Annotated in this window: 21 protein-coding genes and 3 pseudogenes; 11 read left to right on the top strand and 13 right to left on the bottom strand. The window is 68.2% G+C overall.

Features of this window, described 5'->3' with window-relative positions:
* Positions 1 to 106 precede the first annotated feature (106 nt).
* Positions 107 to 781 carry an IS3 family transposase gene (locus ACVGV2_RS10200; protein ID WP_459165806.1) on the bottom strand — a complete coding sequence of 225 codons (675 nt, stop codon included), beginning with the start codon at positions 779 to 781 and terminating at the stop codon, positions 107 to 109.
* Positions 782 to 991: 210 nt separating this feature from the next.
* Positions 992 to 1,285: a transposase gene (locus ACVGV2_RS10205; protein ID WP_459165807.1), complete on the bottom strand. Its 294-nt coding sequence runs from the start codon at positions 1,283 to 1,285 to the stop codon at positions 992 to 994.
* Positions 1,286 to 2,370: 1,085 nt separating this feature from the next.
* On the opposite strand from ACVGV2_RS10205, the gene ACVGV2_RS10210 reads away from it, so the two are divergent.
* A complete protein-coding gene (locus ACVGV2_RS10210; RefSeq protein ID WP_459165808.1) occupies positions 2,371 to 2,853 on the top strand; it encodes a universal stress protein in 483 nt (160 codons plus the stop codon).
* A gap of 187 nt (positions 2,854 to 3,040) precedes the next feature.
* Here ACVGV2_RS10210 and ACVGV2_RS10215 read toward each other — a convergent pair whose 3' ends face one another.
* Positions 3,041 to 3,211, bottom strand: coding sequence for a hypothetical protein (locus tag ACVGV2_RS10215; protein ID WP_459165809.1), 171 nt, complete (start codon positions 3,209 to 3,211; stop codon positions 3,041 to 3,043).
* A gap of 431 nt (positions 3,212 to 3,642) precedes the next feature.
* On the opposite strand from ACVGV2_RS10215, the gene ACVGV2_RS10220 reads away from it, so the two are divergent.
* Positions 3,643 to 4,014 (top strand): DUF4158 domain-containing protein, encoded by a 372-nt coding sequence (locus ACVGV2_RS10220; protein WP_459165810.1) that lies wholly within the window; start codon positions 3,643 to 3,645, stop codon positions 4,012 to 4,014.
* A 123-nt stretch (positions 4,015 to 4,137) separates the two neighbouring features.
* Positions 4,138 to 4,725 carry a hypothetical protein gene (locus ACVGV2_RS10225; protein WP_459165811.1) on the top strand — a complete coding sequence of 196 codons (588 nt, stop codon included), beginning with the start codon at positions 4,138 to 4,140 and terminating at the stop codon, positions 4,723 to 4,725.
* A gap of 248 nt (positions 4,726 to 4,973) precedes the next feature.
* Here ACVGV2_RS10225 and ACVGV2_RS10230 read toward each other — a convergent pair whose 3' ends face one another.
* The 5 genes and pseudogenes from ACVGV2_RS10230 to ACVGV2_RS10250 all read right to left on the bottom strand — a co-directional run.
* Complete coding sequence (locus ACVGV2_RS10230; RefSeq protein ID WP_459165812.1) at positions 4,974 to 5,519, bottom strand: hypothetical protein; 546 nt, start codon at positions 5,517 to 5,519, stop codon at positions 4,974 to 4,976.
* A 121-nt stretch (positions 5,520 to 5,640) separates the two neighbouring features.
* The gene (locus ACVGV2_RS10235) at positions 5,641 to 6,054 is read right to left on the bottom strand and encodes a nuclear transport factor 2-like protein (protein WP_459165813.1); all 414 of its coding nucleotides are present in this window, start codon (positions 6,052 to 6,054) and stop codon (positions 5,641 to 5,643) included.
* Positions 6,055 to 6,208: 154 nt separating this feature from the next.
* Complete coding sequence (locus ACVGV2_RS10240) at positions 6,209 to 6,418, bottom strand: helix-turn-helix domain-containing protein (RefSeq protein WP_459165947.1); 210 nt, start codon at positions 6,416 to 6,418, stop codon at positions 6,209 to 6,211.
* Positions 6,395 to 6,754: pseudogene (locus tag ACVGV2_RS10245) on the bottom strand (EAL domain-containing protein); the annotation flags it as partial. The gene ACVGV2_RS10240 and the pseudogene ACVGV2_RS10245, both read right to left, overlap by 24 nt.
* Before the next feature lie 3 nt (positions 6,755 to 6,757).
* Positions 6,758 to 7,816: pseudogene (locus ACVGV2_RS10250) on the bottom strand (diguanylate cyclase domain-containing protein); the annotation flags it as partial.
* A gap of 562 nt (positions 7,817 to 8,378) precedes the next feature.
* On the opposite strand from ACVGV2_RS10250, the gene ACVGV2_RS10255 reads away from it, so the two are divergent.
* The 6 genes and pseudogenes from ACVGV2_RS10255 to ACVGV2_RS10280 all read left to right on the top strand — a co-directional run bounded on the left by ACVGV2_RS10255 (position 8,379) and on the right by ACVGV2_RS10280 (position 13,504).
* Entirely contained in the window at positions 8,379 to 8,618 is a 240-nt protein-coding gene (locus tag ACVGV2_RS10255; RefSeq protein WP_459165814.1) for a hypothetical protein, read from the top strand.
* Between the two features lie 187 nt (positions 8,619 to 8,805).
* On the top strand, positions 8,806 to 9,606 hold the full coding sequence (locus ACVGV2_RS10260; protein ID WP_459165815.1) for a YggS family pyridoxal phosphate-dependent enzyme: 801 nt from the start codon (positions 8,806 to 8,808) through the stop codon (positions 9,604 to 9,606).
* A gap of 139 nt (positions 9,607 to 9,745) precedes the next feature.
* Positions 9,746 to 10,330 carry a protoglobin domain-containing protein gene (locus tag ACVGV2_RS10265; protein WP_459165816.1) on the top strand — a complete coding sequence of 195 codons (585 nt, stop codon included), beginning with the start codon at positions 9,746 to 9,748 and terminating at the stop codon, positions 10,328 to 10,330.
* The gene (locus ACVGV2_RS10270; RefSeq protein WP_459165817.1) at positions 10,327 to 11,013 is read left to right on the top strand and encodes a MarR family winged helix-turn-helix transcriptional regulator; all 687 of its coding nucleotides are present in this window, start codon (positions 10,327 to 10,329) and stop codon (positions 11,011 to 11,013) included. Before ACVGV2_RS10265 ends, ACVGV2_RS10270 begins: the two co-directional genes overlap by 4 nt.
* A gap of 100 nt (positions 11,014 to 11,113) precedes the next feature.
* Positions 11,114 to 11,341 (top strand): annotated as a pseudogene (locus ACVGV2_RS10275) (cytochrome ubiquinol oxidase subunit I); the annotation flags it as partial.
* A 744-nt stretch (positions 11,342 to 12,085) separates the two neighbouring features.
* On the top strand, positions 12,086 to 13,504 hold the full coding sequence (locus ACVGV2_RS10280; RefSeq protein WP_459165818.1) for a PepSY-associated TM helix domain-containing protein: 1,419 nt from the start codon (positions 12,086 to 12,088) through the stop codon (positions 13,502 to 13,504).
* A gap of 410 nt (positions 13,505 to 13,914) precedes the next feature.
* Here ACVGV2_RS10280 and ACVGV2_RS10285 read toward each other — a convergent pair whose 3' ends face one another.
* The 3 genes from ACVGV2_RS10285 to ACVGV2_RS10295 all read right to left on the bottom strand — a co-directional run bounded on the left by ACVGV2_RS10285 (position 13,915) and on the right by ACVGV2_RS10295 (position 16,542).
* A complete protein-coding gene (locus ACVGV2_RS10285) occupies positions 13,915 to 15,159 on the bottom strand; it encodes an SPFH domain-containing protein (protein ID WP_459162149.1) in 1,245 nt (414 codons plus the stop codon).
* Between the two features lie 10 nt (positions 15,160 to 15,169).
* On the bottom strand, positions 15,170 to 15,601 hold the full coding sequence (locus tag ACVGV2_RS10290) for an NfeD family protein (RefSeq protein WP_459162150.1): 432 nt from the start codon (positions 15,599 to 15,601) through the stop codon (positions 15,170 to 15,172).
* Positions 15,602 to 15,729: 128 nt separating this feature from the next.
* On the bottom strand, positions 15,730 to 16,542 hold the full coding sequence (locus tag ACVGV2_RS10295) for a DUF3097 domain-containing protein (protein WP_459162151.1): 813 nt from the start codon (positions 16,540 to 16,542) through the stop codon (positions 15,730 to 15,732).
* 113 nt (positions 16,543 to 16,655) lie between these two features.
* Here ACVGV2_RS10295 and ACVGV2_RS10300 point away from each other — a divergent pair, with 113 nt between their 5' ends.
* Together ACVGV2_RS10300 and ACVGV2_RS10305 are read left to right on the top strand one after the other, a co-directional pair.
* Positions 16,656 to 17,429 carry a hypothetical protein gene (locus ACVGV2_RS10300; RefSeq protein WP_459165948.1) on the top strand — a complete coding sequence of 258 codons (774 nt, stop codon included), beginning with the start codon at positions 16,656 to 16,658 and terminating at the stop codon, positions 17,427 to 17,429.
* A 66-nt stretch (positions 17,430 to 17,495) separates the two neighbouring features.
* Positions 17,496 to 18,665 (top strand): macrolide family glycosyltransferase, encoded by a 1,170-nt coding sequence (locus tag ACVGV2_RS10305; RefSeq protein ID WP_459162152.1) that lies wholly within the window; start codon positions 17,496 to 17,498, stop codon positions 18,663 to 18,665.
* 115 nt (positions 18,666 to 18,780) lie between these two features.
* Here the strand turns inward: ACVGV2_RS10305 and ACVGV2_RS10310 are convergent, their stop codons facing one another.
* Together ACVGV2_RS10310 and fabI are read right to left on the bottom strand one after the other, a co-directional pair.
* Entirely contained in the window at positions 18,781 to 19,803 is a 1,023-nt protein-coding gene (locus ACVGV2_RS10310; protein WP_459162153.1) for a ferrochelatase, read from the bottom strand.
* Positions 19,804 to 19,924: 121 nt separating this feature from the next.
* Positions 19,925 to 20,692, bottom strand: a complete 768-nt coding sequence (gene fabI / locus ACVGV2_RS10315; protein ID WP_459162154.1) for an enoyl-ACP reductase FabI — start codon at positions 20,690 to 20,692, stop codon at positions 19,925 to 19,927.
* Positions 20,693 to 20,762: the final 70 nt, after the last annotated feature.

The following is a 20,762-nucleotide window of genomic DNA, read 5'->3' on the forward strand; positions in this document are numbered from 1 at the left end:
ACAACGTGCCCCAGTTCGTGCCAGCGTTGCGCGAGGCCGACCAAGCATGGTTGGTCTATCCGGAAGGATGGGATCGTGAAGTGTTCCCGCTTGAGCGGACACTTGATTATGCCGCAGTCAGGGTGAGCTTGGCAAATTCGTCTTCCTGTTCCTCGGGGGTTCGGTAGTTCATCGCCGAGTGCGGTCGATGGCGGTTGTAGTAGCCCTCGATGAACTGGAACACGGCGATCCGCAGGTCGTTGACGCTGGCCCAGTGATGCCCGTGGATAAGTTCCTTTTTCAGGGTTGCGAAAAAGGACTCGGCGACGCTGTTGTCGAAACAGACACCGGTGGCTCCCACGGATGGGCGGATACCGTGGAAGCGACAGAAGCCCCGAAAGACGTGGCTTGTGTATTGACACCCGCGGTCCGAGTGGAAAATGGTGTTATCGGGGTTGCGTCGTGCGATCGCGTCGCCGAGTGCGTCAGTTGCCAATTCGGCACGCAGATGGGTGTCCAGACGCCAGCCGACGATTTTGCGGGAGTAGCAGTCCAGCACGGTCGCCAAATACGCCCACCCTTCGTCCGTGGCAAGATAGGTGATATCGCCCACCCATTTCTCATCGGGGGCAGTGGCGGTGAAGTCGCGGCCGACAAGGTCGGCCAGCGTCGACTGCTCGCCGTCCTGGCCGGCGCTGGCACGTCGGCGGCGCGGGTGCCGACACCGCAGGCCAGCAGCCTGCATGAGCCGGTGCACCCGCTGGTCGCGAGACCGCCTCGCCCAGCCGGGCAAGCTGGTCACGCACGCGCCGGGTACCCAACCGGTGCCGATGGCGCTGCATGATGGCGGTGATCTTGCCCGTTAAGGTCTCATCGCGGCGTTGCTGCTGTGTGGACTCTTTGTCGAGCCATTCGTCATAGCCCTGACGACGCACATTCAGCATGCGACACATGAACGTCACCGTATACTGCGGCGGATCTTTCTCGCGTTCGGCAGCGATGCATGCGTACTTCACTTCGGGTGACTCGCGAAGTACTCCGCCGCACGCCGTAAAAAATCGCGCTCCATGCGCACCGTGTGGTAGTCGTTGCGGAGTTGCTCCAATTCGGCGCGTTCCGATGTCGTCAACGGTGTGTCCTCGTCGGCCTCACTCTGACGGGCCTTGTTGGTCCAGTTCGCCAACGTTCCCTCGTTGATCCCGAGATCGCGTGCTACTTCCGCAATCGGCTTGCCCGATGCACGGACCAACGCTACCGCATGATTGCGATACTCGGCGGCGTACCTCCGGCGCGACGCCGCCATCATCCACCTCTTTCACAGACAGTCGATCACTACCCTCGGCTGTCCGCCAAAGCGGGAACGGTCCACCTCAAGCCCACGAGCTAACCGTTGGTTTTTCGGCGTGTGCTACCGAAACCCCTCCGAGGGGTGTCCACCGCCCGGGCCTGCACATACCGATGCAGACACCGACGCAGGATCGCCCCATTACCCCCGGCCCGCCGCTGACATCCAGCGGCAGCTACCGGCGTGACCGGCGCGCAGCATCGCGAGCAGACCAGCACCGGCGTTTACCGCGCTCGCCGAGCAGTACTGCGACACCAGCACCCAGCACGAGCCACGCGAAGCATCACCATCATTACCGTCGTGCCAACTCGCATGCTTCCGCGTTCGAGCACAGATCCCGCTCCCGCGAACCCCCAGTTCGGGAGCGGGATCTCCCCAGACCCCAGAAAACGCAGGCCCGCGGTGCCGCACGGACTCCGGGCCCCGTCCCAGCAAGGGTGCGCTGCCTCGCCGAGCCCGGAGAAGCGCACCCTCGTCACCCCGGAGCGCGGGCCTTCGCAGTGAGACGCCCGGGGATTCGAGGTTACCACCAGTCTACCCGCTTGCAGCGGTGTGACCTGCGAAAGCGCGCTGCTCGCGCGCGACGCGCCGCGGTGCTCGTCTGAACGCGTCCCCGGGGGAACGATATGGCGTCATTGTTGGTGACTACGCGGAAGTCGGCAGCTGCTGATCCAGCGGTCATGATCACGATCGTCGGGGTGGAAGTTCGATGCACTGTGCAAACCCGCTAGCGTGCGGCTCGGGTCAGTTTTGAAAGCACCAGGCCACGACGTCTAGCCTCATCGATCGAACTGTTGACCAGCGAGGCGATCAGCGCGGCCCCTGATGACTCTTTGGTGTCTCTCCTGTGTAGGGCCTTGGGTGGTGGGTACGTCCGTGGCGATCGTCCGTGCTGAGCGGGATCAAAGAGCGCATCAGGTTTAATGACCCGGTTCTAACGGCTCTTCTGGGATGGTCTGAGCAAGCTCGCCCACGACGGGCTCCTGTCCGCCCTGGGAGGAGAAGTGCTGCACGCAGGGTCGCGTCGGAGAGTAGAAGGGTCACATATGGCCGAAGGCGACTCGCTCGTGGTGGGAATGGACGGCTCGCAGGGCAGCATGCGCGCGCTGCGGTGGGTACGGGAAGAGGGGCAGCAGTGGGCCCGCCTGGCGGAAGTGATCATGGCGTGGGAGCCGCAAGCGGTGCTGTCCGGACCCTCACAGCTGCTGCGGCAATCGGAGCTGGCGCCGCATCAGGCCCGCAAGCGCCATTGGCGCGACCTGGTTCATGCCGTGCGCACCTGCACGGCAGGCGCGTCGGCACCCGAGCCTCGAATGGAGTTGATTGAGGGAAAGGCGGCGGATGTGCTGGCGGACAAGTCAGCGCACGCCGTCATGCTGGTCTTGGGTGATCACGGGCAGGGCCGTGCTTCCCAAGTGCTGCTCGGCAGTACCGCGTTGCGCTGTATCCACAAGGCCCAGTGCCCTGTGGTGATCACCCCGACTGGCATGGATTCCGCGTGGGCGGAACCGGAAGGGAACTCGGATTAGCAGACGCACAAGCCCCTCCGGTGCCGCGTTTTCGGCATGCGCTGACCACGGCCTCGGCGCCGCGGGTGGCCGCCGCACGTCTCGGCTAGCCAAAACAAAAATTTTTTGGCAAACTACAGGTTGAGCTTCGGACGAGAATTCCGCAGAGCCAACAGCCAGCGGCGAGTCCGACGTGATAAGGAAATGATCACTGATGGCCGTGTTGATTGAGGTTCTCCCGGTTTTCGCGGTCCTTCTTATTGCTTTCGTCGCCACAGCGGTCGATCGCAAACGTGCTGGCATCGACGAGGACAACGAGGATGCCGGAGAGGTTTTCGCCTTGTTCGTCGACAACAAGAATCAACTCCGCGGTCGACATGCAGCGGCAGCGACGCCCACAGCCGCGGAGTCGTCTGCCTGCGGCAGGGCTGGGGCTGCGGCGTTGCCGGAGCCCCAGCCCAAGCGGGAGCACAGTCCATCCCGGCGACTCCTCCAGGCCTCACTTGCGCATCCCGGGGTGCCGGTACGGACGTCGGTCTGAGCGGGTGGCCTACCCAGGGATGGCAACGGAATGCGACAGAAGCAGGCCGTGAACGATATTTCTGCTGCGCACATGGTTGATTCTGCGGCAGAACATGTGGCCCTGCTCGGGTCAAGGACAGCAGAACAGAACCGGTTCGCACTTCACCGTCTCTCGCGACGGAGCATACAAGTCCCGGACGATCCCTTTCCGACGTAGCCGGGGTGCCGGCAAGGAACGTGTCGCCAGCCGCCATTCGTTTCGGTCCGGGTGATCGGTAGCGTTCGCGCATGACGCGGGAGTTGGATCAGGACGAGCTGGTCGAGCACTGGACGCTGATCGGTGACGACCTGGACCGGGTGGCGAGCAAATGTGTCGCGGCGAAGCTGGGCTTCGCGCTGTTGCTGAAGTTCTTCGCTGCCCGTGGCCGGTTTCCCCGTGGGCGCAGTGAGCTGCCGCCGGCGGCGGTGGAGTTCGTGGCCAAGCAGCTGCAGGTTTCGGCTGCTGATCTGGGGTTTTACGAGTGGTCCGGGCGCAGCATCAAGCGCCACCGTGCGGAGGTTCGTGAAGCGTTGGGTTTCCGTGAGTGTTCGGTCGCCGATGCTGACAAGCTCATCGACTGGTTGGTCGCGAACGTGACGCAGGCTGAGCTTGAGTTTTAAGGTCTGATCGTCACTTGGTGTGATCTTGGTGTCTGAAAGTGCAGACCGGAAGACCTGTGTTGATCACCAAGCGTGAAGGTATGGAGTTTTGCTGCACCGGCTGCACGACCCGGTGTCGCGCCGGTGTGGCATTATGTCGCCGGCAAGGTGGTCGCGGCCTGGCGAGCGCGGGCGGCGGTGCAGGCTCCAAGTCACCTGCGCGAACTGGGCGGCCAGGCGCGCTGGACGTTGTTGGCGGCGTTGCTGGTGCTGCGGCAGCAGGAGATCACCGACAACCTGGTCGAACTGCTGATGTCGACGGTGCACACGATCGGTGCCCGCGCCGATCGGCGGGTGACCGAGGAGATGGTGAGCTCATTCAAACGGGTCCGCAACAAACAGCACATGCTCCACCGGGTCGCGGAGGCCGCGCACGCACCGATCATCGACGGCATCGAACTGGTGCGACGCTACGCCGACTCGGCTGCGCAGACCTACGGCCGCGGCAAGCAGGTGCCTATCCGGGGTGTGGTGGGTGGGGACTGGCTGGAACTGCTCTACCGGGGTGAGGTGGCCTCCAGCCGGGTGCAGCGCAGCGTCTACGAGCTGTGCCTGTTCACCGCGTTGCGGGAACAGGTGCGCTGCAAGGAAATCTGGGTTGAGGGGGCGGACAAGTGGCGCACCCCGGAGACCGATCTGCCCGCTGACTTCGAAGTGCGTGCTCCCCGTTGAAGTACCACTCGAACAGCGGACCCGGGTCGTCGTTGTCGTCGGCGATGAATCCATCCACCGATACCACGTTGTGCATCACGACCATGCTCATGTCATCTCCTCACGTTCTGGACCTCCCGCGGATCGGCAAGGTCCGTCGGTCGTTGAGACTGTGCCTGGAGGCTGAACTCAGCACAGTTGTGATCCACTGGGAAGCACCCGACTTGTCCGGTTGTCGATCCACTTGCATGCATACGGCAGGGGGTCGTTTAAGGTGACGAACTCGCGCTGGATGTGGCTTTCGCTGAGAGGTGCCTGGCCGCGGCGAAGTAGCGGTTCGCGCTCCGCGTGAACATCAGCACCGTTGCGGTAACCACACATGCGATGTGGGTCAGACGTACGGCGAGGAAAGCCCAGCCCCACGTGCCGCCACCGCCGAACGCCTGCGCGAAAGTTTGCCCGCTGACCATGGCGATGACCGCCGGCCCGATGAGCGAAGCGAGACCGATGAAGGAGAGCAGGATGGTCAGCGCAGCACGTGCCCATCGCCGTCCGTTCCAGAGGTTCGTGATCAGGGCCGTGGCTAGCGCGTAGACGACGAGGCGCACGGCTACCCCGACCCACATATTCGGGCCCAGTGCTCCTGCGTTCACAGCCTGGATGACGGCGAGGATCGATTCGATGATGCCAGCCGCCACCGCGGCCGCCCAGATGATCGCCGCTCGCCGCACGCTGGTGGGAATGTCCATGGCATCGAACTCTGCCACCTCGCGCTCGAAGTGGCAGGAAAACGCCAAAACCCGCGCTTCGGACACACCTTCCCGACCTGAACGCCCCGCCCCACGGCCCACGGCGTCAGCCTGTCCGAAAGGGATCCCGTTTTGAACCGTCCGAGGCTATGCATCCCCGACGCGTATGGGCTGGAGACCGCGCACTTCAGCGATGCTGAAGTGCGCGCCGCACAACGCCAGGATGGCGGGCGATCGTCGGTGCCAGCTTGAGCGCGAGGAACGTCACTGCCAGCCAGGGGCGGAGATGGGGCTTGATCGACTGGATTCGACCGTCCGAAGCCAGTGTCAGCACCATCGCGTCGTCAAGCCTGAGCGGTCCGATCTGCGCCTCACCGATCACCACCCGCAGGCCGACGTCGCCCATCTCCTCACGCCATCGCAGCCGCGCGAGATTGCCGTAGACCGCCGCGAGGAGGATGCGGAGGTCCTCTGTCCCTCGGAAGGTCATGCGGCCAGAGAGTGGCGAGACGAGCTCCGCGTCCGGAGTGAGGGTGTCGATCATTCCTTCAACGTCGTTCGTTGCGGATGCGCTCCGGAAGCGAGAAACGGCATCGTCCACGCAGGTAGTGTCCAGGACAGAGACGGAGAAGACTACCTCCCGATGCATGACTCGAGGAGAACCCTGCCGTCGGGACGCAGGCGGACGGTCGCCGCGGTGCTCGTGGGGAACGCTGGCTTGTGCGGCGCTTGCGCCATGGTCAGCATGGCCTTCGCTATGAGCGGTCGCGGTGCTGTTGTGGGCTGATCCCACGGGCTCGTTTAAAGGCGGTGCTGAGCGCGAACGCGCTGCCGAAGCCGATCTGATGGGCAACGGATTCGATGGTGGCGTCGGATTCCAGGAACAGGTCGGCGGCCAGGTCGATGCGCCACTCGGTGAGATAGGTGATTGGTGGTGTACCGACGAGGTCGGTGATCGTCGAGATCGTGCCTTTGGACACCTCGGTGCCGTACACCTCGGCCAAATGCGCCGAGATTTCGCCGGTGGTCAGGCCCTTAGCCGTGCGCAGTACCCACTGGTCGAGTTCGCGGATGAGGCCGGCTTGTTCGGCGGTGGGCAGGATGCTCGCCGGCGATAGCAACCCTCGTTGCGGGTGGGGCCAGCGAAGCAGGGTCTCCACGGCGACGAGTGACTGCGCCTTGTCGACGATCGGCTGGTAATACACCGCGAGCTTGTCGCTGCGCAACGCTTGGGACAGCTGTTCTTCCAGCTCGATCTGCTCGCGGACCTGGGCGAACGTGGCGTGCTCGGCTAGGTGCACCTGTCCGGGGCCGCGGTGTTTGGCGGTGAACATGGCCGTGTCGGCCTGCCGCAGCAGATGCTCACCACTGGCGGCCTCAGTCGAGAGCCGTGCCGCTCCTACGGAGGCGAAGATGCGCAGCACGTGCCCGTGCAGGGACACGGTCGTGCGCAACAGCCCGGCCACGCGCTCGGCCAGGGCCTGCAATCCTCCGGCGGTTTCCAGTTCGGTGCAGACGAGCACGAACTCGTCGCCGGAGCGGCGTGCCAGGGTGCAGCCGGGCAGCTGGGCCTGGTCCAGGCGTCGGGCCAGGTGCACGAGGAGTTCGTCGCCGGCGGCATGTCCCAGCGCGTCGTTGACGCGTTTGAAGTTGTCGACATCGCAGAGCAGCACCGCCGTGTCGGCGGTGGCCTGTTGCAACGCCCCGGCGAGGCCGCGTTGGTTGGCCAGCCCGGTCAGCGCGTCGTGGCGGGCCTGGTGCTGCAGCAGTTCGGCTTGGTGCTGGTAGGCGGTGATGTCCTGAAAGGTCACCAGCCAGAAGTGGCGACCGTCGTCTTGTACCGAGCGGGCGTAGCGGATTTCGCAGGGCACCGGCTGGCCGTCGCGGCGCAGCAGTGTGCGCTGCTGCGGCCCGTCCGGCTCGGGGCTCTCGTGCACGGATCTGGCCTGCGGGCGGATCCCGTGGCTGCGTTCGTCGGCAGGCAACAGGTCGCTGGCCGCCAGGGTCAGCAGCTGCTGCCGGGAGTAGTCGGTGAGTCGGCACAGTTCCGCGTTGACTTCCTGGATCCGATCGTGCTTGTCGAACAGGCCCACCCCCATCGGGGCGAGGGTGAGCAGATCGGAAAACCGCTGATCCGAGCGCTGGTGACGCAGATGGTTCTCCGTGTCGTCGCGGACGACTTTGGTAAAGCCCTGAACGTGGCCATGTTCGGAACGTCGGGCCGCGATGACGATGTAGGCCCAAATCCAGTGTCCGTCCTGGCGTACGCGCCAACCCTCGTCGAGATGCACCCCGACCTCGGCCGCACGGGCCAGCTCCGCCTCCGGATAGCCCGCGGCCACGTCCTCGGGCGGGTAGAACACCGAGAAGTGCCGCCCGCGGATGTCGGTAGCCCTTCACCCGCTCGGCGTCCGGATTCCAGCTGGCCACCCTCCCGTCGGCGTCGAGGGTGAACACGGCCACCGTGTGCTCACCAGAGCGCCGTAACGCCGCCTACCACCGCGACAGTCCGTCAACAGCCGCGGAACGCTCCTCCTGCGTCATAACCCCTGCCAGTCTATCGGAAATGGTGCCTGGCCGTGCCCGTGCGGATCCACCGCGCTCCGCCTCCCGCGGGTGACGCGGGCCGACTCCGCAAGCCACACGTGAAGGTCGGGGCACCAACACAGCGCACACGGTGCGTATTGATCCCTGCCCTGTTGATTCACCAATGTCCGGGGCTTCCACAGTACGGCATAGAACATCTATTACCAGGAAAAGATCGTACCGTGGTGTCCGCAGCGGGCGGCGTCCGAAACTCTCCGCTCGCTACGGACAGTTACACAGAAGATGTGCGATGGCCAAGCGACCGGAGCCTGAAGAACCGGGAAGGATGGACCGTGATCGCTGGCCACCAGACTGGCCCTGTCACCGTCGGAGACGACGGTGCGCTACGACGTGTGGATCGGCGGCGACGTCCTCGGCTATGTCCGCCGGAGCGTGCGCCCGCGCGGCTGGCAGGCCTACACCACCACCGGCATGCCCCCGGTGCGGCACGTCGGCCGCGGCCGGGTGGCACGCACGCGCCAAGACGCCGTGATGGATCTGCTCACCGCGCTCGGGGTGCAGGCAGGAATCGAACAGGGCCTCGGCCGGATGGGAACACCGCACGCGTTAGTCATGTGACCTGCATGTTCGCGCGTGTGGCGACATCAGGGGTCATTGTGGCGATGTTCGACCCTTCGGCCCATCCGTCGCGGGTGATCGCGCGAGGCGCTGACAGCACCACTCAGGAATCCAGTCTCGGCCGACCGGTTGCGGGAACGCGCGCTCGGTTACCGGGTGTGCCGCGTTCGCGCGCTAGGGTTGCTTCGTGTCGGAAGAGGAAGAAATTGGGGGTGCCGGCCCGGCGGGCTATCCGGTGGCGGAGAGCGTCGAGGGGTTCGTCGGCAACATTGCTTCGGTCCGGAAGCGGATGGAGCGTGCGGCTGCACGGGTCGGGCGGTCCGGGGCGGAGGTGCGGTTGCTACCGGTCAGCAAGACCGTTCCGGGAGAGCGTCTGCGCCTGGCAGTGCAGGCCGGTTGCGATGTGCTCGGTGAGAACAAGGTGCAGGAGGCCAGGCGCAAGTACCACGATCTTGCCGACCTGGACGTGTCCTGGTCCGTGATCGGGCCCTTGCAGACCAACAAGGCGAAGGACGTCGCCGCTTTCGCCGACGAGTTCCAGGCACTGGACCGGCTGCGCGTCGCCGAGGCGCTCGATCGCCGGCTGCAGGCCGCGGGCCGGAGTCTGGATGTGTTCGTGCAGGTCAACACCTCGGCGGAGGAGTCCAAGTACGGGCTGCCGCCTGCGGACCTGGTCCCGTTCTTGTCGCAGCTGTCCCGCTACACCGCGCTGCGGGTGCGGGGGTTGATGACGCTGGCGTTGTTCACGTCGGATGCCGCTCGGGTGCGGCCCTGTTTCACGCTGCTGCGCACGCTGCGGGATCGCGCCCGCGAGGTCGATCCCGACCTCGTCGGGGCGGGGGAGCTGTCGATGGGCATGTCCGGCGACTACGAGACGGCCATCGAGGAGGGCGCCACCGTCGTCCGCGTCGGGCAGGCCCTCTTCGGTGCCCGCAGCGTTCCGGACAGCCACTACTGGCCGCAACACGGGCAACCGCCGCTCGGATAGGTGAGAACACCCCGAAGCACCCCGTGCACAGCGCGGTTTCGGCCAGTCGCCAGAGCAGCCGTCACTCCGGTTGCTGGGGGTGTATCGGAGTCCTATGGTCCGAGCGTGACGGAGATCTCGACCATGAGAGGGGTGCGTGGTGGCAACGACGCCGGTTGGCTACAGCTACGAGGATCCTCCGGTGCGCTCGCCGGTGACGGAGCAGGACCTGAACCGCCTGCTGACGGATGTGATGTGGACCGAGCAGGATGCGGCGGCGCTGCGCCGTGCCGGGGAGATCCTGGCGCCGCGGGCCTCGGAGATCCTCGATGTGTGGTACGACTTCATCGGTTCCACGCCGCATCTCGTCACGGTCTTTCGGGGCCCGGACGGCGAGCCCGACCAGGACTACCTCGCCCGGGTGCGCGAGCGGTTCGAGCAGTGGGTTGCAGACCTGTGCACCCGGGAGTTCGATGCCCAGTGGTTGGCCTATCAGGAGGAGATCGCCCTGCGGCACCACAGCGCGAAGAAGAACCAGACCGACGCGGTGGACTCTCCCGCTGCGCACGTGCCGATGAGCGACATGCTGGCGCTGCTCGTGCCGGTCACGCAGACCGTGCGTGACTTCCTCGCCCAGGGCGAGTCGGATGCGGCCGCAGTGGACGCCATGCAGCAGGCGTGGTTCAAGGCCGTGACCGTGTCGCTGGTGCTGTGGACGCGGCCCTACGCGGCGGATCTGTGGTGAGCACCGAGACCCCCGGACGCGGTCAGCAGCCCGTGAGCGGGCAGAGCAGCCCCACCGTGGAGAACGCGCCGGGCGGCGTGGCAGCAGGAGACGAGTCCGCCACGGACGTGGCCGGCACGATCCTGGCCGCGCTCGACCGGCTCAGCCGAGCCCGCCGCCTGCACCGTCAGGCCGTGGCCGCTGCGCAGGGCCTGAGCACGCTGCAGCTCGAGTTGTTGAGCACGCTGGCCAGCGGGCTGCCGGCTGACCCCTCGGTGAGCGCGCTCGCGCGCGAGGTGGGCGTGGCCCAGCCCACGGCCACCGACTCGCTGCAGACGCTGCACCGCAAGGGCCTGGTCCGGTACGAGCCGGCCGCGGCGGGCCGGCATGGCCACCGGGTGCGGCTGACCCCTGAAGGGGCACATGTGGTCGCCGAGGCCGAGCGCGGTGACGACGCCGCGCGCGAGGCCCTCACCGGCCTGGAGGGCACGCAGCAGACGGCCACGCTGCAGGCGCTGCTGAGCATCGTCGCACGCTTTGTGCAGGCCGGTGTCATCACCACGGCGCGGACGTGCCTGACCTGCCACTTCCACCAGCGCACCGCGCAGGGTGAGCATCATTGCTCACTGCTGGGCACGGATTTAGCTCCGGCCCAGCTGCGGCTCAACTGCCCCGAGCAGTACCCGCACACCCCGAGAGCGTGAGCTGACTGCACAGGCGGTTCGTAACCAGCTCACGCGTTGTGCCTTGGCCTTGGATCGTTCTCGCGCGCGTGTTCGTGCGCTCGCGCCGAAGGAGGCATGGATGGCCTCGGTCGACGACCCGCGGGGCCACGGCAACTCGCTGGAATGGGCCACCACCTGCCCCCCACCCCGGCACAACTTCACCGAACTACCCCGCATCCGCTCCGAACGCCCCGCATTCGAACTGCACTACCCGCACATGACCGAACGCATGCGCCACGAAGCACACGCAGGCATCGGGCGCCGCTCCGAAAGGCCCAGCAACCCTGCGTCCGACGGCACGAGATAGCAGCCACACCCTCGAGGGAGGTCACTCACCCTCAGCTGAAGGCAGCAGGACAATCCCGCGGTAGGCACTCGCATGCTGCCGCGAAGGGAGAGCGTCGACAGTCGGCACACAGCCCGTCGATCAGTGGGGAACTTTCCTGCCCACAACCGGAGCAGATCCAGCATGCCCACGACTGAGACAACAACGTGATCTTGACGCGTACGATCGGACTCGCTCCTTCTGACAGGGAGTGCGCCCGGCCCGCGGCGCGGTATGCCAGCCAAGGCCCGCGGCCGGGCGGCCACCATCCTGGTCGACACCGCCCTACACCGCGCAGAGGCGATGGCACCGACCATAGCGGCAAACTGCCGCACGGAAAGGGGCAGAAGAGCGCCCACGACGAGCTCCCCACCGCACCGGCCTCATGTCCGAAGCCCCCGAAAAGGGGGTTGAGAAGCAGCGATCCAGGCCCCTCCACTGAGCGTGATCAACGCTCCCCATGCTGTCCCAGCTCCCGCCCAGATCCGGGCGTCTCAGATCTAAGTTTCTGAGACGGTCGGCTCCGGCTGGAGCAGTCGGCCGACCATGCGTACTTGTACCGCTGCTACCAAACCCTCTACTTCGTCGTCTCCGCATCGGGGCGGAACTCGAACGGCAACAAAGCTCTTATGCCGTGCCTCACTGCTCCCGCGGTGGCGGAACTTGCTGGGGCGTCCGGACGACTTGGTGGTCAGCAGGATCACCGCTGACCCCGGAGGAAATCCCGTGACGGTCTGGCAGCGCGGTTCGCATGCCGAAATCACCTCGGCACATGGCGAACACCGGAGTGCGCAGCAACGGAACAAGCGTGCCGCGCTGCGGCCGCTGCTGTGGCGGTTGCACTTCTTCGGTGGGCTGCTGGCCGCGCCGATCGTGCTGTCGTTGGCGGTGACCGGGATCGCCTACGCTTGGAATCCGCAGATCGAGCAGCTGCTGCACCGCGATGCGCTCACCGCGGTCGTCGACGGGTCGCCGCGTCCGCTGGGCGAGCAGGTGCAAGCCGCGCGCGAGCAGCACCCGGATTGGCAGCTGTCCACGGTGACCCCACCTGCACCGGGCGTCCCGGACGGGGAGGAGACCACCGGGGTCACGCTCACTCCGCCCCGGGCCGAGTCCGACCGGTTCGGTCAGCCCGCCGGCGCCACGACGGTCTACGTCGATCCGGCCTCGGCGACGGTCACGGGCCAGATCGTCGAAGCGCAGCGTCCGGACGAGTGGCTGCGCAACCTGCACTCGAGCTGGCGGCTGGGCCCGGTGGCCGAGCCGTTGACCGAGCTGGCCGCCAGCTGGGTGCTCGTTTCCGTGCTGACGGGGTTGTACTTGTGGTGGCCGCGCAATCGCCGCGCGCTGCGGCGGGCGTTCCGGTTCTCCCGACCAGGTCGGGTGCGCTGGCGCTCGGTCCACAGCACGCTCGGGGTGGGACTCCTCGTCGGGCTGCTGGTGCTCGTCGGCACCGGGTTGACCTGGACGAACTACGCCGGCGGGTGGATCGACCTCGCCCGCTCGCAGCTGAACTCAACGGAACCCGCGGTATCCACCCAGCTCGCAGGCGGCGGGAGGAGTGCGAACTGGCACCACGAACACGCCGGCGGTGCGACAGCGCCAGAGCAGTCCCCCGCGGACATCGACCGGGTCGCGGCCGCGGTGCAGAACGCCGGGGTGGACGGGGCGGTGCAGCTCGAACCGGCGCAGGAGCCCGGGCAGGCGTGGACGGCCACCGTCGAGGACAACCGCTGGCCGATCACCGCCACCAGCGTGGCCGTCGATCCCGCCACCGGAAGCATCGTCGACCGCGTCGAGTGGAGCGACTACCCGCTGCTGGCCCAGGCCACCACGCTGGGCATCGCCTTCCACCAGGCCCAGCTGTTCGGACTGGCCAACCAGGTCGGACTGACCCTGCTGGCCCTCGGAGTGATCGCGCTGGTCCTCGCCGGGTGCCGCACGTGGTGGCTGCGCCGCCCCGCCGGTGGCCTCGGCGCACCCCCGCGTGCGGGCCCGTTGCTGCGCACCGTGCCGCTACCACTGCTGCTGAGCTTCGCGGTCCTCATGGTGCTGCTGCCCGTGCTCGGCGCATCCTTCCTGACCTACCTGGCCATCGAACGGAGCACCCGCGCCATGCGCACTCGAGCAACACAACAGACGTGAAAACAGCCATCTCCGCGCCGCCAGCGCTGCCCCGCAAGAACCCGCACCATGAGCGCACCCGGCAACGTCCCCGTGAGCACCCGACCTTAGCGCCGGATTTCCGCCTATTGGTCCCCACGCGCCGAGGTCGAATCCGCGGTGGAAACGCTTCTGCAAGGAATCGCCACCGACTACCCGAGCCTGGCCGATCAGGCCCGCCGAGAAGAAAGCCCCTCACAAGCGCACCAGCACCACGCGGACACGCCCCAGACCGGGTCTTTGCACTGATGGACCGCTGACGGTCCGGTCGGCGCGGGTCCGGGCAGCATGCTGCAGCCCCGGATCGACCGGGCGCCCACCCGCGCGCAGGAAGACAAAAGGGCCGTCACCGAGGGATCGGTGACGGCCCGAGGTTCGATCCGGCCGGAGGATCAGCCCTGGTCCTGCTGCTCCGGCTGCTGCTGCGAGGCAGGAGGCGCCGTCTGCGGGGCGCTCGCTGGCGGCGCCGCCAACGCCCCGGGCTCGCCCTGGCCGGCCGGAGCCGCCTGCCCACCGCTGCTCGGCTCGTTCGGCTTCGGCACTTCCTTGCGCGCCACCGCTTCCGCAGCGGCAACCGCTTCGGCCACCTGCGGATTGGTGGACACGTCGAACCAGGGCTGCACCGACTCCTCCTCCTCTTCGGGAGCCATGCTCGGCGCTTCCTCTTCCGGAGGCTCGTACCGGAACGCGCCGTCGGCGCCCTGCTCGCCGAACTGCTTGGCGAAGCCCTCCAACGCCTTGTTGAAATCGCTTGGCACGACCCACACCTTGTTGGCATCGCCCTGCGCCATCTGCGGCAACGTCTGCAGGTACTGGTAGGCCAACAACTCCGGCGTCGGCTTGCCCTGCTTGACCGCGGCGAAGACCTTCTCGATCGCCTTGGCCTGCCCCTGCGACTGCAGGTACTGGTTGGCCCGCTCGCCCTGGCCGCGCAGGATGCTGGACTGCCGTTCCGCCTCGGCGTTGAGGATCGCCGCCTGCTTCGAGCCCTCGGCGGAAAGGATCTGCGACTGCTTCTGCCCCTCCGCGGTCTTGATCGCCGATTCCCGCTCGCCTTCGGCGTTGAGGATCATCGCGCGCTTCTCCCGGTCGGCGCGCATCTGCTTTTCCATCGAGTCCTGCACCGACGGCGGCGGGTCGATCGCCTTGAGCTCCACGCGCGCGACCCGGATGCCCCACCGGCCGGTCTCCGTGTCGAGCACGCCCCGCAGCGTCGAATTGATCTGGTCCCGCGAGGTGAGCGTCTGCTCCAGGCTCATCCCGCCGACCACGTTGCGCAGCGTCGTGGTGGTCAGCTGCTCCACGCCGACGATGTAGTTGTCGATCTCGTAGACGGCCGACTTCGGCTCGGTGACCTGGAAATACACCACCGTGTCGATGGACACGGTCAGGTTGTCCTGGGTGATCACCGACTGCGGTGGGAACGACACCACCTGCTCGCGCAGGTCGATGCGCGCCCGCACGCTGTCCAGGAACGGCACCAGGAAGTTCAAGCCCGGTCGCGCCACGCTTTTGAACCGTCCCAACCGCTCGATGACCGCGGCTTTCGCCTGCGGCACCACGAGCACCGATTTCACGAGCACCACGATCACCAGCAACACGATGACCGCGGCGACAATGACACTGGTCGGGCCCATACCAGCCTCCTTAAGGTCCGTCCCACACGACGGCGCTCGCGCCGGAAATCTCCATCACCGTCACGGTCTGCCCCGCCTCGTACACCTGGGTTTCGTCGAAAGCCCGCGCCGACCACACATCACCGTTGATGCTGACCTGCCCGCCGTGCGCGTCCACCCGCGCCTGCACCAGCGCACGCTGCCCCACGAGCGCATCCACGTTCGTCGGCAACTCCCGGGAGACCTGGAACCGGCGCTTCAACGCGGGACGGGCGGCCAGCAACAAGCCGACCGACAAGCCGGCGAAGATCACGGCGTCGACGATCAACGGCGCTCCCAGCGCCGCCGAACCGGCCGCACCCAGCGCAGCAACCCCCAGCATCACCAGGACGAACTCGCCGGAGAGCACCTCCGCTCCGATCAGGAGCACCCCGGCGATCAGCCACAACAGCGCGGCACCCATGTCTTCATGGTGACAGACACCACCGCACGCAGGGCCAGCGGTGCACCGCCGTGATCAAGCCGTGATTCCTCCATCGGGCCAGCGCATCCACCGCGCGTCACGGCGCGGCCACGCCGCCGGTTCCGGGTTCAGGACCCGCCGGGATCGGAGACGAAATCGATAAGCTGCTCCACCGCGGAGATGAGCGGTGTGCTCAGGTCGCGGTAGGAGGCCACGGACGCGAGCACGCGGCGCCAACCGTCCTCGACACCACCCCATCCGAGCTCGGCGCACACGCCCTGCTTCCACTCGTGATCCCGCGGCACCTCGGGCCACGCGGTGATGCCCACCGCTTCGGGTCGCACCGCGGCCCACACGTCCACGAAGGGATGGCCGGTGACGGTCACGTGCGGGCTGTGGAGCCGGCCGACCAGGCGGGACTCCTTGCTGCCGGCCACCAGGTGGTCCACGAGCACCCCGAGGCGCCGCGCCGGCCCGGGTTCGAAGTCGGCCACGGCCTCGACCACGTGGTCCAGACCGTGCAGCGGTTCCACCACGATCCCCTCCACCCGCAGGTCGTGACCCCAGACCCGCTCGAGCAGCTCGGCGTCGTGCACGCCCTCCACCCAGATCCTGCTCGCCCGCGCCTGCCGGGCGCGGAGCCCCTTCACCTGCACCGAACCGGACGCCGAGCGCGCGGGCCGCTCCGGCGCGGCACGCGACGGCACGAGCGTCACCGGCTCGCCGTCGCGCAGGAACGCGGCCGGCCGCATCCGGAACACGCGCCGAGCGCCGTGCCGGTCGGCCAACTCGACCGCGTCGCCCTCCACGCTGACGACCGCGCCGCAGAAATCGCCCTTGGCCGTCTCCACGACCAGCCCGCGCTCCGCGGGCACCTCGGGAACCGGTCGGCGCCGCCGCCCGGGCGCCAGCACATCCTCGCCGTAGTCGACCGAACGCATGATCGGAGCCTAGCGCGCCGCCACCGGTGCCGGCCGCCCGCCACACCGGCACTCGACCGCTCTCACGCGTGCGCGGCGTATCCTCGACGCCCGTGGCATGCACGAGTGCGACGATGGTGGTCTGGACTTCGGCGTGGCTGCACGGCGCGGCCGCGGCCGACGACCTGCTGGACGCGCTCGCCACCTGGGGCGAGCTGCAAGAAGTCCGCGCCGGTGACGACGAGCTGGCCCGCGAACTCGACCTGCCCGGACCGGAGGACACCCCGGCGGGGCCCGCGCTGCTGCTCGCCGCGCTGCGCCGCGCCGGCGGCGGCAACGCAGACCTCGTCCTGCCGGTGCCGGGCGATGCGCGCGGACTCGACGGCGCCAGCGCGTTCGCACGCGCGGCGATGCAGGCGCAGCAAGGCGTGGTGCTGCGCGAGGCCGGCCTCGGCCTGGTGCCCCACCCGATCGCCGAAGGCATCCTGCGTTGGAGCGTGCACCGCGTCGGCGAGCTGCCACCACCGGCCGACCTGCCGCTGGGCGAGGCCGAACACGGGATGACCGCGGCGATGCGCGAGGCGGCCTCCGCGCTCGCCGAACTCGACGTGGCCCGGCAGCGCCCCGGAGTGCGCGAGGAGATCACCCGCAGCGTGGCCGAACAGCCCGAACCGCCGTGGCCGGACGGGATCCCCTCCCGGCCACTGCGGGTGCTGCAGCGCGCCGCCGAACTGGAGGCGATCCTGCACGCGGCCCGCGACGACACCCCCGGCGGGGCGCTGTCCTCCTCGGCGATGCACGCACGCGCCGAAGCGCTGCGGCCGCTGTCCGACCGGGTGCGCGACGCGCGCTGCGCGGCCGTGGCGGCGATGGTGCGCGCCCTGGCCCAACGCGCCTCGCAGTCCTGACGACCCGCCGCGGACTCACAGCTCGCGGCGCACCCTCCGCGGGTGAGGCTGTGTAGGATCCGACGCGTGGGCAAGCACGTGCTGTTCGTCGCACTGGCCGGCCACGGCCACGTGGACCCGACGCTGCCGCTGGTGGAAGAACTCGTCCGCCGCGGCCACCGCGTCGACTACGCCACCGAGCGGACGCATTCCGAGGCGGTTGCGGCTGCGGGCGCGCAGTGGGTTCCACTGCCGCCGCTACCGCCGTTCGCACCCCCGGACGATGCGGGCCCGGAGATGGTGGGCCTGTGGTTGCGGCATCTCTTCGCCGCGATGCGGGCGACCTATCCGGTGCTGCTCGAGCACTGCCGCGCGAACCCACCGGACGCGGTCTGCTACGACGCGACGAACTGGCCGGCCCGGCTCGCAGCCGAGCAGTTCGCCGCGCCGGCGGTGCGGCTGGTGCCGAACCTCGCGTCGAACGAGCAGTTCTCACTGGACGAGCAGCTCACCGCCGGGATCGATGACGACGACCCGGTCCTGCTCGCGCTGGCCGAGGACTGCGCCGCCTTCTCCGCCGAACACGGGGTGCAGCTCGACGTCACCACCATGGACGCGCCGGAAGCGTTGAACCTCGTCTTCGTGCCGCGCGCCTTCCAACCCGCCGGGGACAGCTTCGACGAACGGTTCTGCTTCCTCGGACCGCTGACCGGCGCGCGGGAGCGCACCGAGACGTGGCAACCGCCGGCATCCACCCCACCGGTGCTCTACGTCGCCCTGGGCACGATCTTCACCGAACACCCCGAGTTCTACACCTGCTGCCTGGAGGCGTTCGGCGATGGTTCCTGGCAGGTGGCGATGAGCACCGGCGACGTGCCCGCGGAAACCCTGGGACCGCTGCCGCCCCACGTCGAGGTCCGCTCGCGGTTTCCCCAGCTGGCCGTGCTGCGGCACGCCGCGGTGTTCCTCTCGCACGCGGGGATGAACTCGGTCATGGAGGCGCTGCAGCGCGGTGTCCCGCTGGTGACCGCGCCGCAGATGCCCGAACAGGTCGCCAACGCCGACCGGCTGCAGCAGCTCGGTCTGGGCGAACGGCTCGACATGGAATCGGCCGGGCCGCAAGACCTGCGCGCGGCGGTCGCACGCGTCGCCTCCGATCCGCACGTGCGGGCCAACCTGACGCGGATGCAGCAAGCCATCCGCGAAGCCGGCGGCACCACCCGCGGCGCGGACCTGATCGAACGCCACATCGGCTGAAGCCGCGTCGCGGCCGGATCAGCTGCGTCGACGGGCCGCCGAGGCGAAGCCGAGCCAGGTGTGCCGGTTGCCCACGGACACGTTCCGACCTCCTCGCGCGCTCAGCGGTGGCCCCTCAACAGCACTCCGGCGAGCAAGGCTCGCCGTTGCGCGTGGCACCGGCCGCGGGCAGTGCGGACAGTTTCCGCGCCGGGGCGGCGTCGAGCTGCTCGGCGACGAGCTCGGCGATCAGCTGCGGGAAGCGAGCGTCGGTACCGGCCGTGCCGGCGCGGACGTAGCCCATGCCGAGCTCGGCAGCCTTGTCCGCGGCTTCGTTGTCCAGGTCCCAGATCACTTCGAGGTGGTCGGAGACGAACCCGATCGGGCTGGTGACCGCGGCGGGCACGCCCTGCTGGTGCAGCGCCGCGAGGTGATCGCAGATGTCGGGTTCCAGCCAGGGCACGTGCTCCGGACCCGAGCGGGACTGCCAGACGACGTCGTAGTCGGCGACGCCGCAGGCCTCGGCCACGAGCCGCGCGGACTCGGCGACCTGCCGCGAGTACCAGTGCGACTGGCCGTCCGGACCGACCTTCTCGTCGGCCGCGATGGGGATGGAGTGCGCGGTGAACACCAGCCGCGCGGCCGCGCGCCGCTCGCTGTCCAGCTGAGCGTAGGCGCGGCGGACCGCGTCGGCGTTGGCTTCCACGAACAGCGGGTGGTCGTAGAACTGGCGCAGTTTCACCAGGTCGGGCGCGCGGTCGCCGACCGCGGCGCGCGCCCGGGCGATGTCCTCGTGGTACTGGCGGCATCCGGAGTAGCCGCCCCATGCGGACGTGGCGAACACGAGTGCGCTGCGCACCCCGTCGTCGGCCAGCCGCGCGACCGAGTCCTCGACGAGCGGGTGCCAGTTGCGGTTGCCGAAGTAGATCGGCAGGTCACGCCCCTGCCGTTCGAACTCCTTGCCGAGCCTGTCGATGAGATCGCGGTTGAGCCGGTTGATCGGCGACACGCCGCCGAAGTGGTGGTAGTGCTCCGCGACCTCGTCCAACCGCTCCGGGGGCACGCCTCGCCCGCGGGTGACGTTCTCCAGGAACGGGCGGACATCCTCCGGGCCCTCCGGCCCGCCGAACGACAGGAAAAGCAGCGCGTCGAAGCTCACGCCACCATGATGCCCGGTGTGCCCGCGCACCGGGTGTGAGGGGTGGTGGGCGGATGAGCTCGGACACGCCGCGTGGCGGGGCGCCGCGGCGCCCCGCCACGCGGCTGCGGGTGCTGCCGGCTCAGCTGCCCAGCGCGTGCACCCCGCCGTCGGCCATGATCATCGAACCGGTGGTCTTCGGCATCCAGTCGGACAGCGCTGCGCACACGGTGCGGGCCACCGGGGTCGGATCGTTGACGTCCCAGCCGAGCGGGGCGCGGTCGCCCCAGTTCTCCTCGAGCTCGCTGAAGCCGGGGATGGACTTGGCGGCCATGGTGCGGACCGGGCCGGCCGAGACGAGGTTGACCCGCACCTGCCGCGAGCCCATCTCGCGGGCCAGGTAGCGCGAGGTCGACTCCAACGCGGCCTTGGACACGCCCATCCAGTCGTAGGCGGGCCAGGCCACGCGCGCGTCGAAGTCCATCCCGACGATCGATCCGCCCTCGTTGAGCATCGGCATGAGCGCCGTGGTCAGCGATTTCAGCGAGTACGCCGAGACTTGCAAAGCCTGGGAGACGTCCTCCCACGGCGCGGCGAGGAAGTCCCCGCCCAGGCAGGACGGGGGCGCGAACGCGATCGAGTGCAGCACCCCGTCGACGGAGTCCCAGTGCTCGCCGACCCGGCTGGCGAGGGTGTCGAGGTGTTCGTCGTCGGTGACGTCCAGTTCCACCACGGGCGCGGGTTTCGGCAGCCGGCCGGCGATGCGCTCCACCAGCCGCATCCGCCCGAACCCGGTGAGCACCACGTCGGCGCCCTGCTCCTGGGCGACCTTCGCGGTGTGGAAGGCGATCGATGTCTCGGTGATCACACCGGTGATCAGGATGCGTTTGCCGTCGAGCAGTCCGCTCACGTCTGTCCTGCTTCCTTTTTCCTGTGCACGTGTGTGCGTCGTTGACTGGATACTTGTGCCGCGTAGGCCG

Source organism: Bounagaea algeriensis (assembly GCF_054491375.1).

What these genes read in the sequence shown, in the direction of transcription:
- ACVGV2_RS10205 (WP_459165807.1), bottom strand. Translation starts at nt 1,285, where the DNA reads ATGATGGCGGCGTCGCGCCGGAGGTACGCCGCCGAGTATCGCAATCAT.
- ACVGV2_RS10210 (WP_459165808.1), top strand. Translation starts at nt 2,371, where the DNA reads ATGGCCGAAGGCGACTCGCTCGTGGTGGGAATGGACGGCTCGCAGGGC.
- ACVGV2_RS10215 (WP_459165809.1), bottom strand. Translation starts at nt 3,211, where the DNA reads ATGTCGACCGCGGAGTTGATTCTTGTTGTCGACGAACAAGGCGAAAAC.
- ACVGV2_RS10220 (WP_459165810.1), top strand. Translation starts at nt 3,643, where the DNA reads ATGACGCGGGAGTTGGATCAGGACGAGCTGGTCGAGCACTGGACGCTG.
- ACVGV2_RS10285 (WP_459162149.1), bottom strand. Translation starts at nt 15,159, where the DNA reads ATGGGCCCGACCAGTGTCATTGTCGCCGCGGTCATCGTGTTGCTGGTG.
- ACVGV2_RS10290 (WP_459162150.1), bottom strand. Translation starts at nt 15,601, where the DNA reads ATGGGTGCCGCGCTGTTGTGGCTGATCGCCGGGGTGCTCCTGATCGGA.
- ACVGV2_RS10295 (WP_459162151.1), bottom strand. Translation starts at nt 16,542, where the DNA reads ATGCGTTCGGTCGACTACGGCGAGGATGTGCTGGCGCCCGGGCGGCGG.
- ACVGV2_RS10300 (WP_459165948.1), top strand. Translation starts at nt 16,656, where the DNA reads ATGGTGGTCTGGACTTCGGCGTGGCTGCACGGCGCGGCCGCGGCCGAC.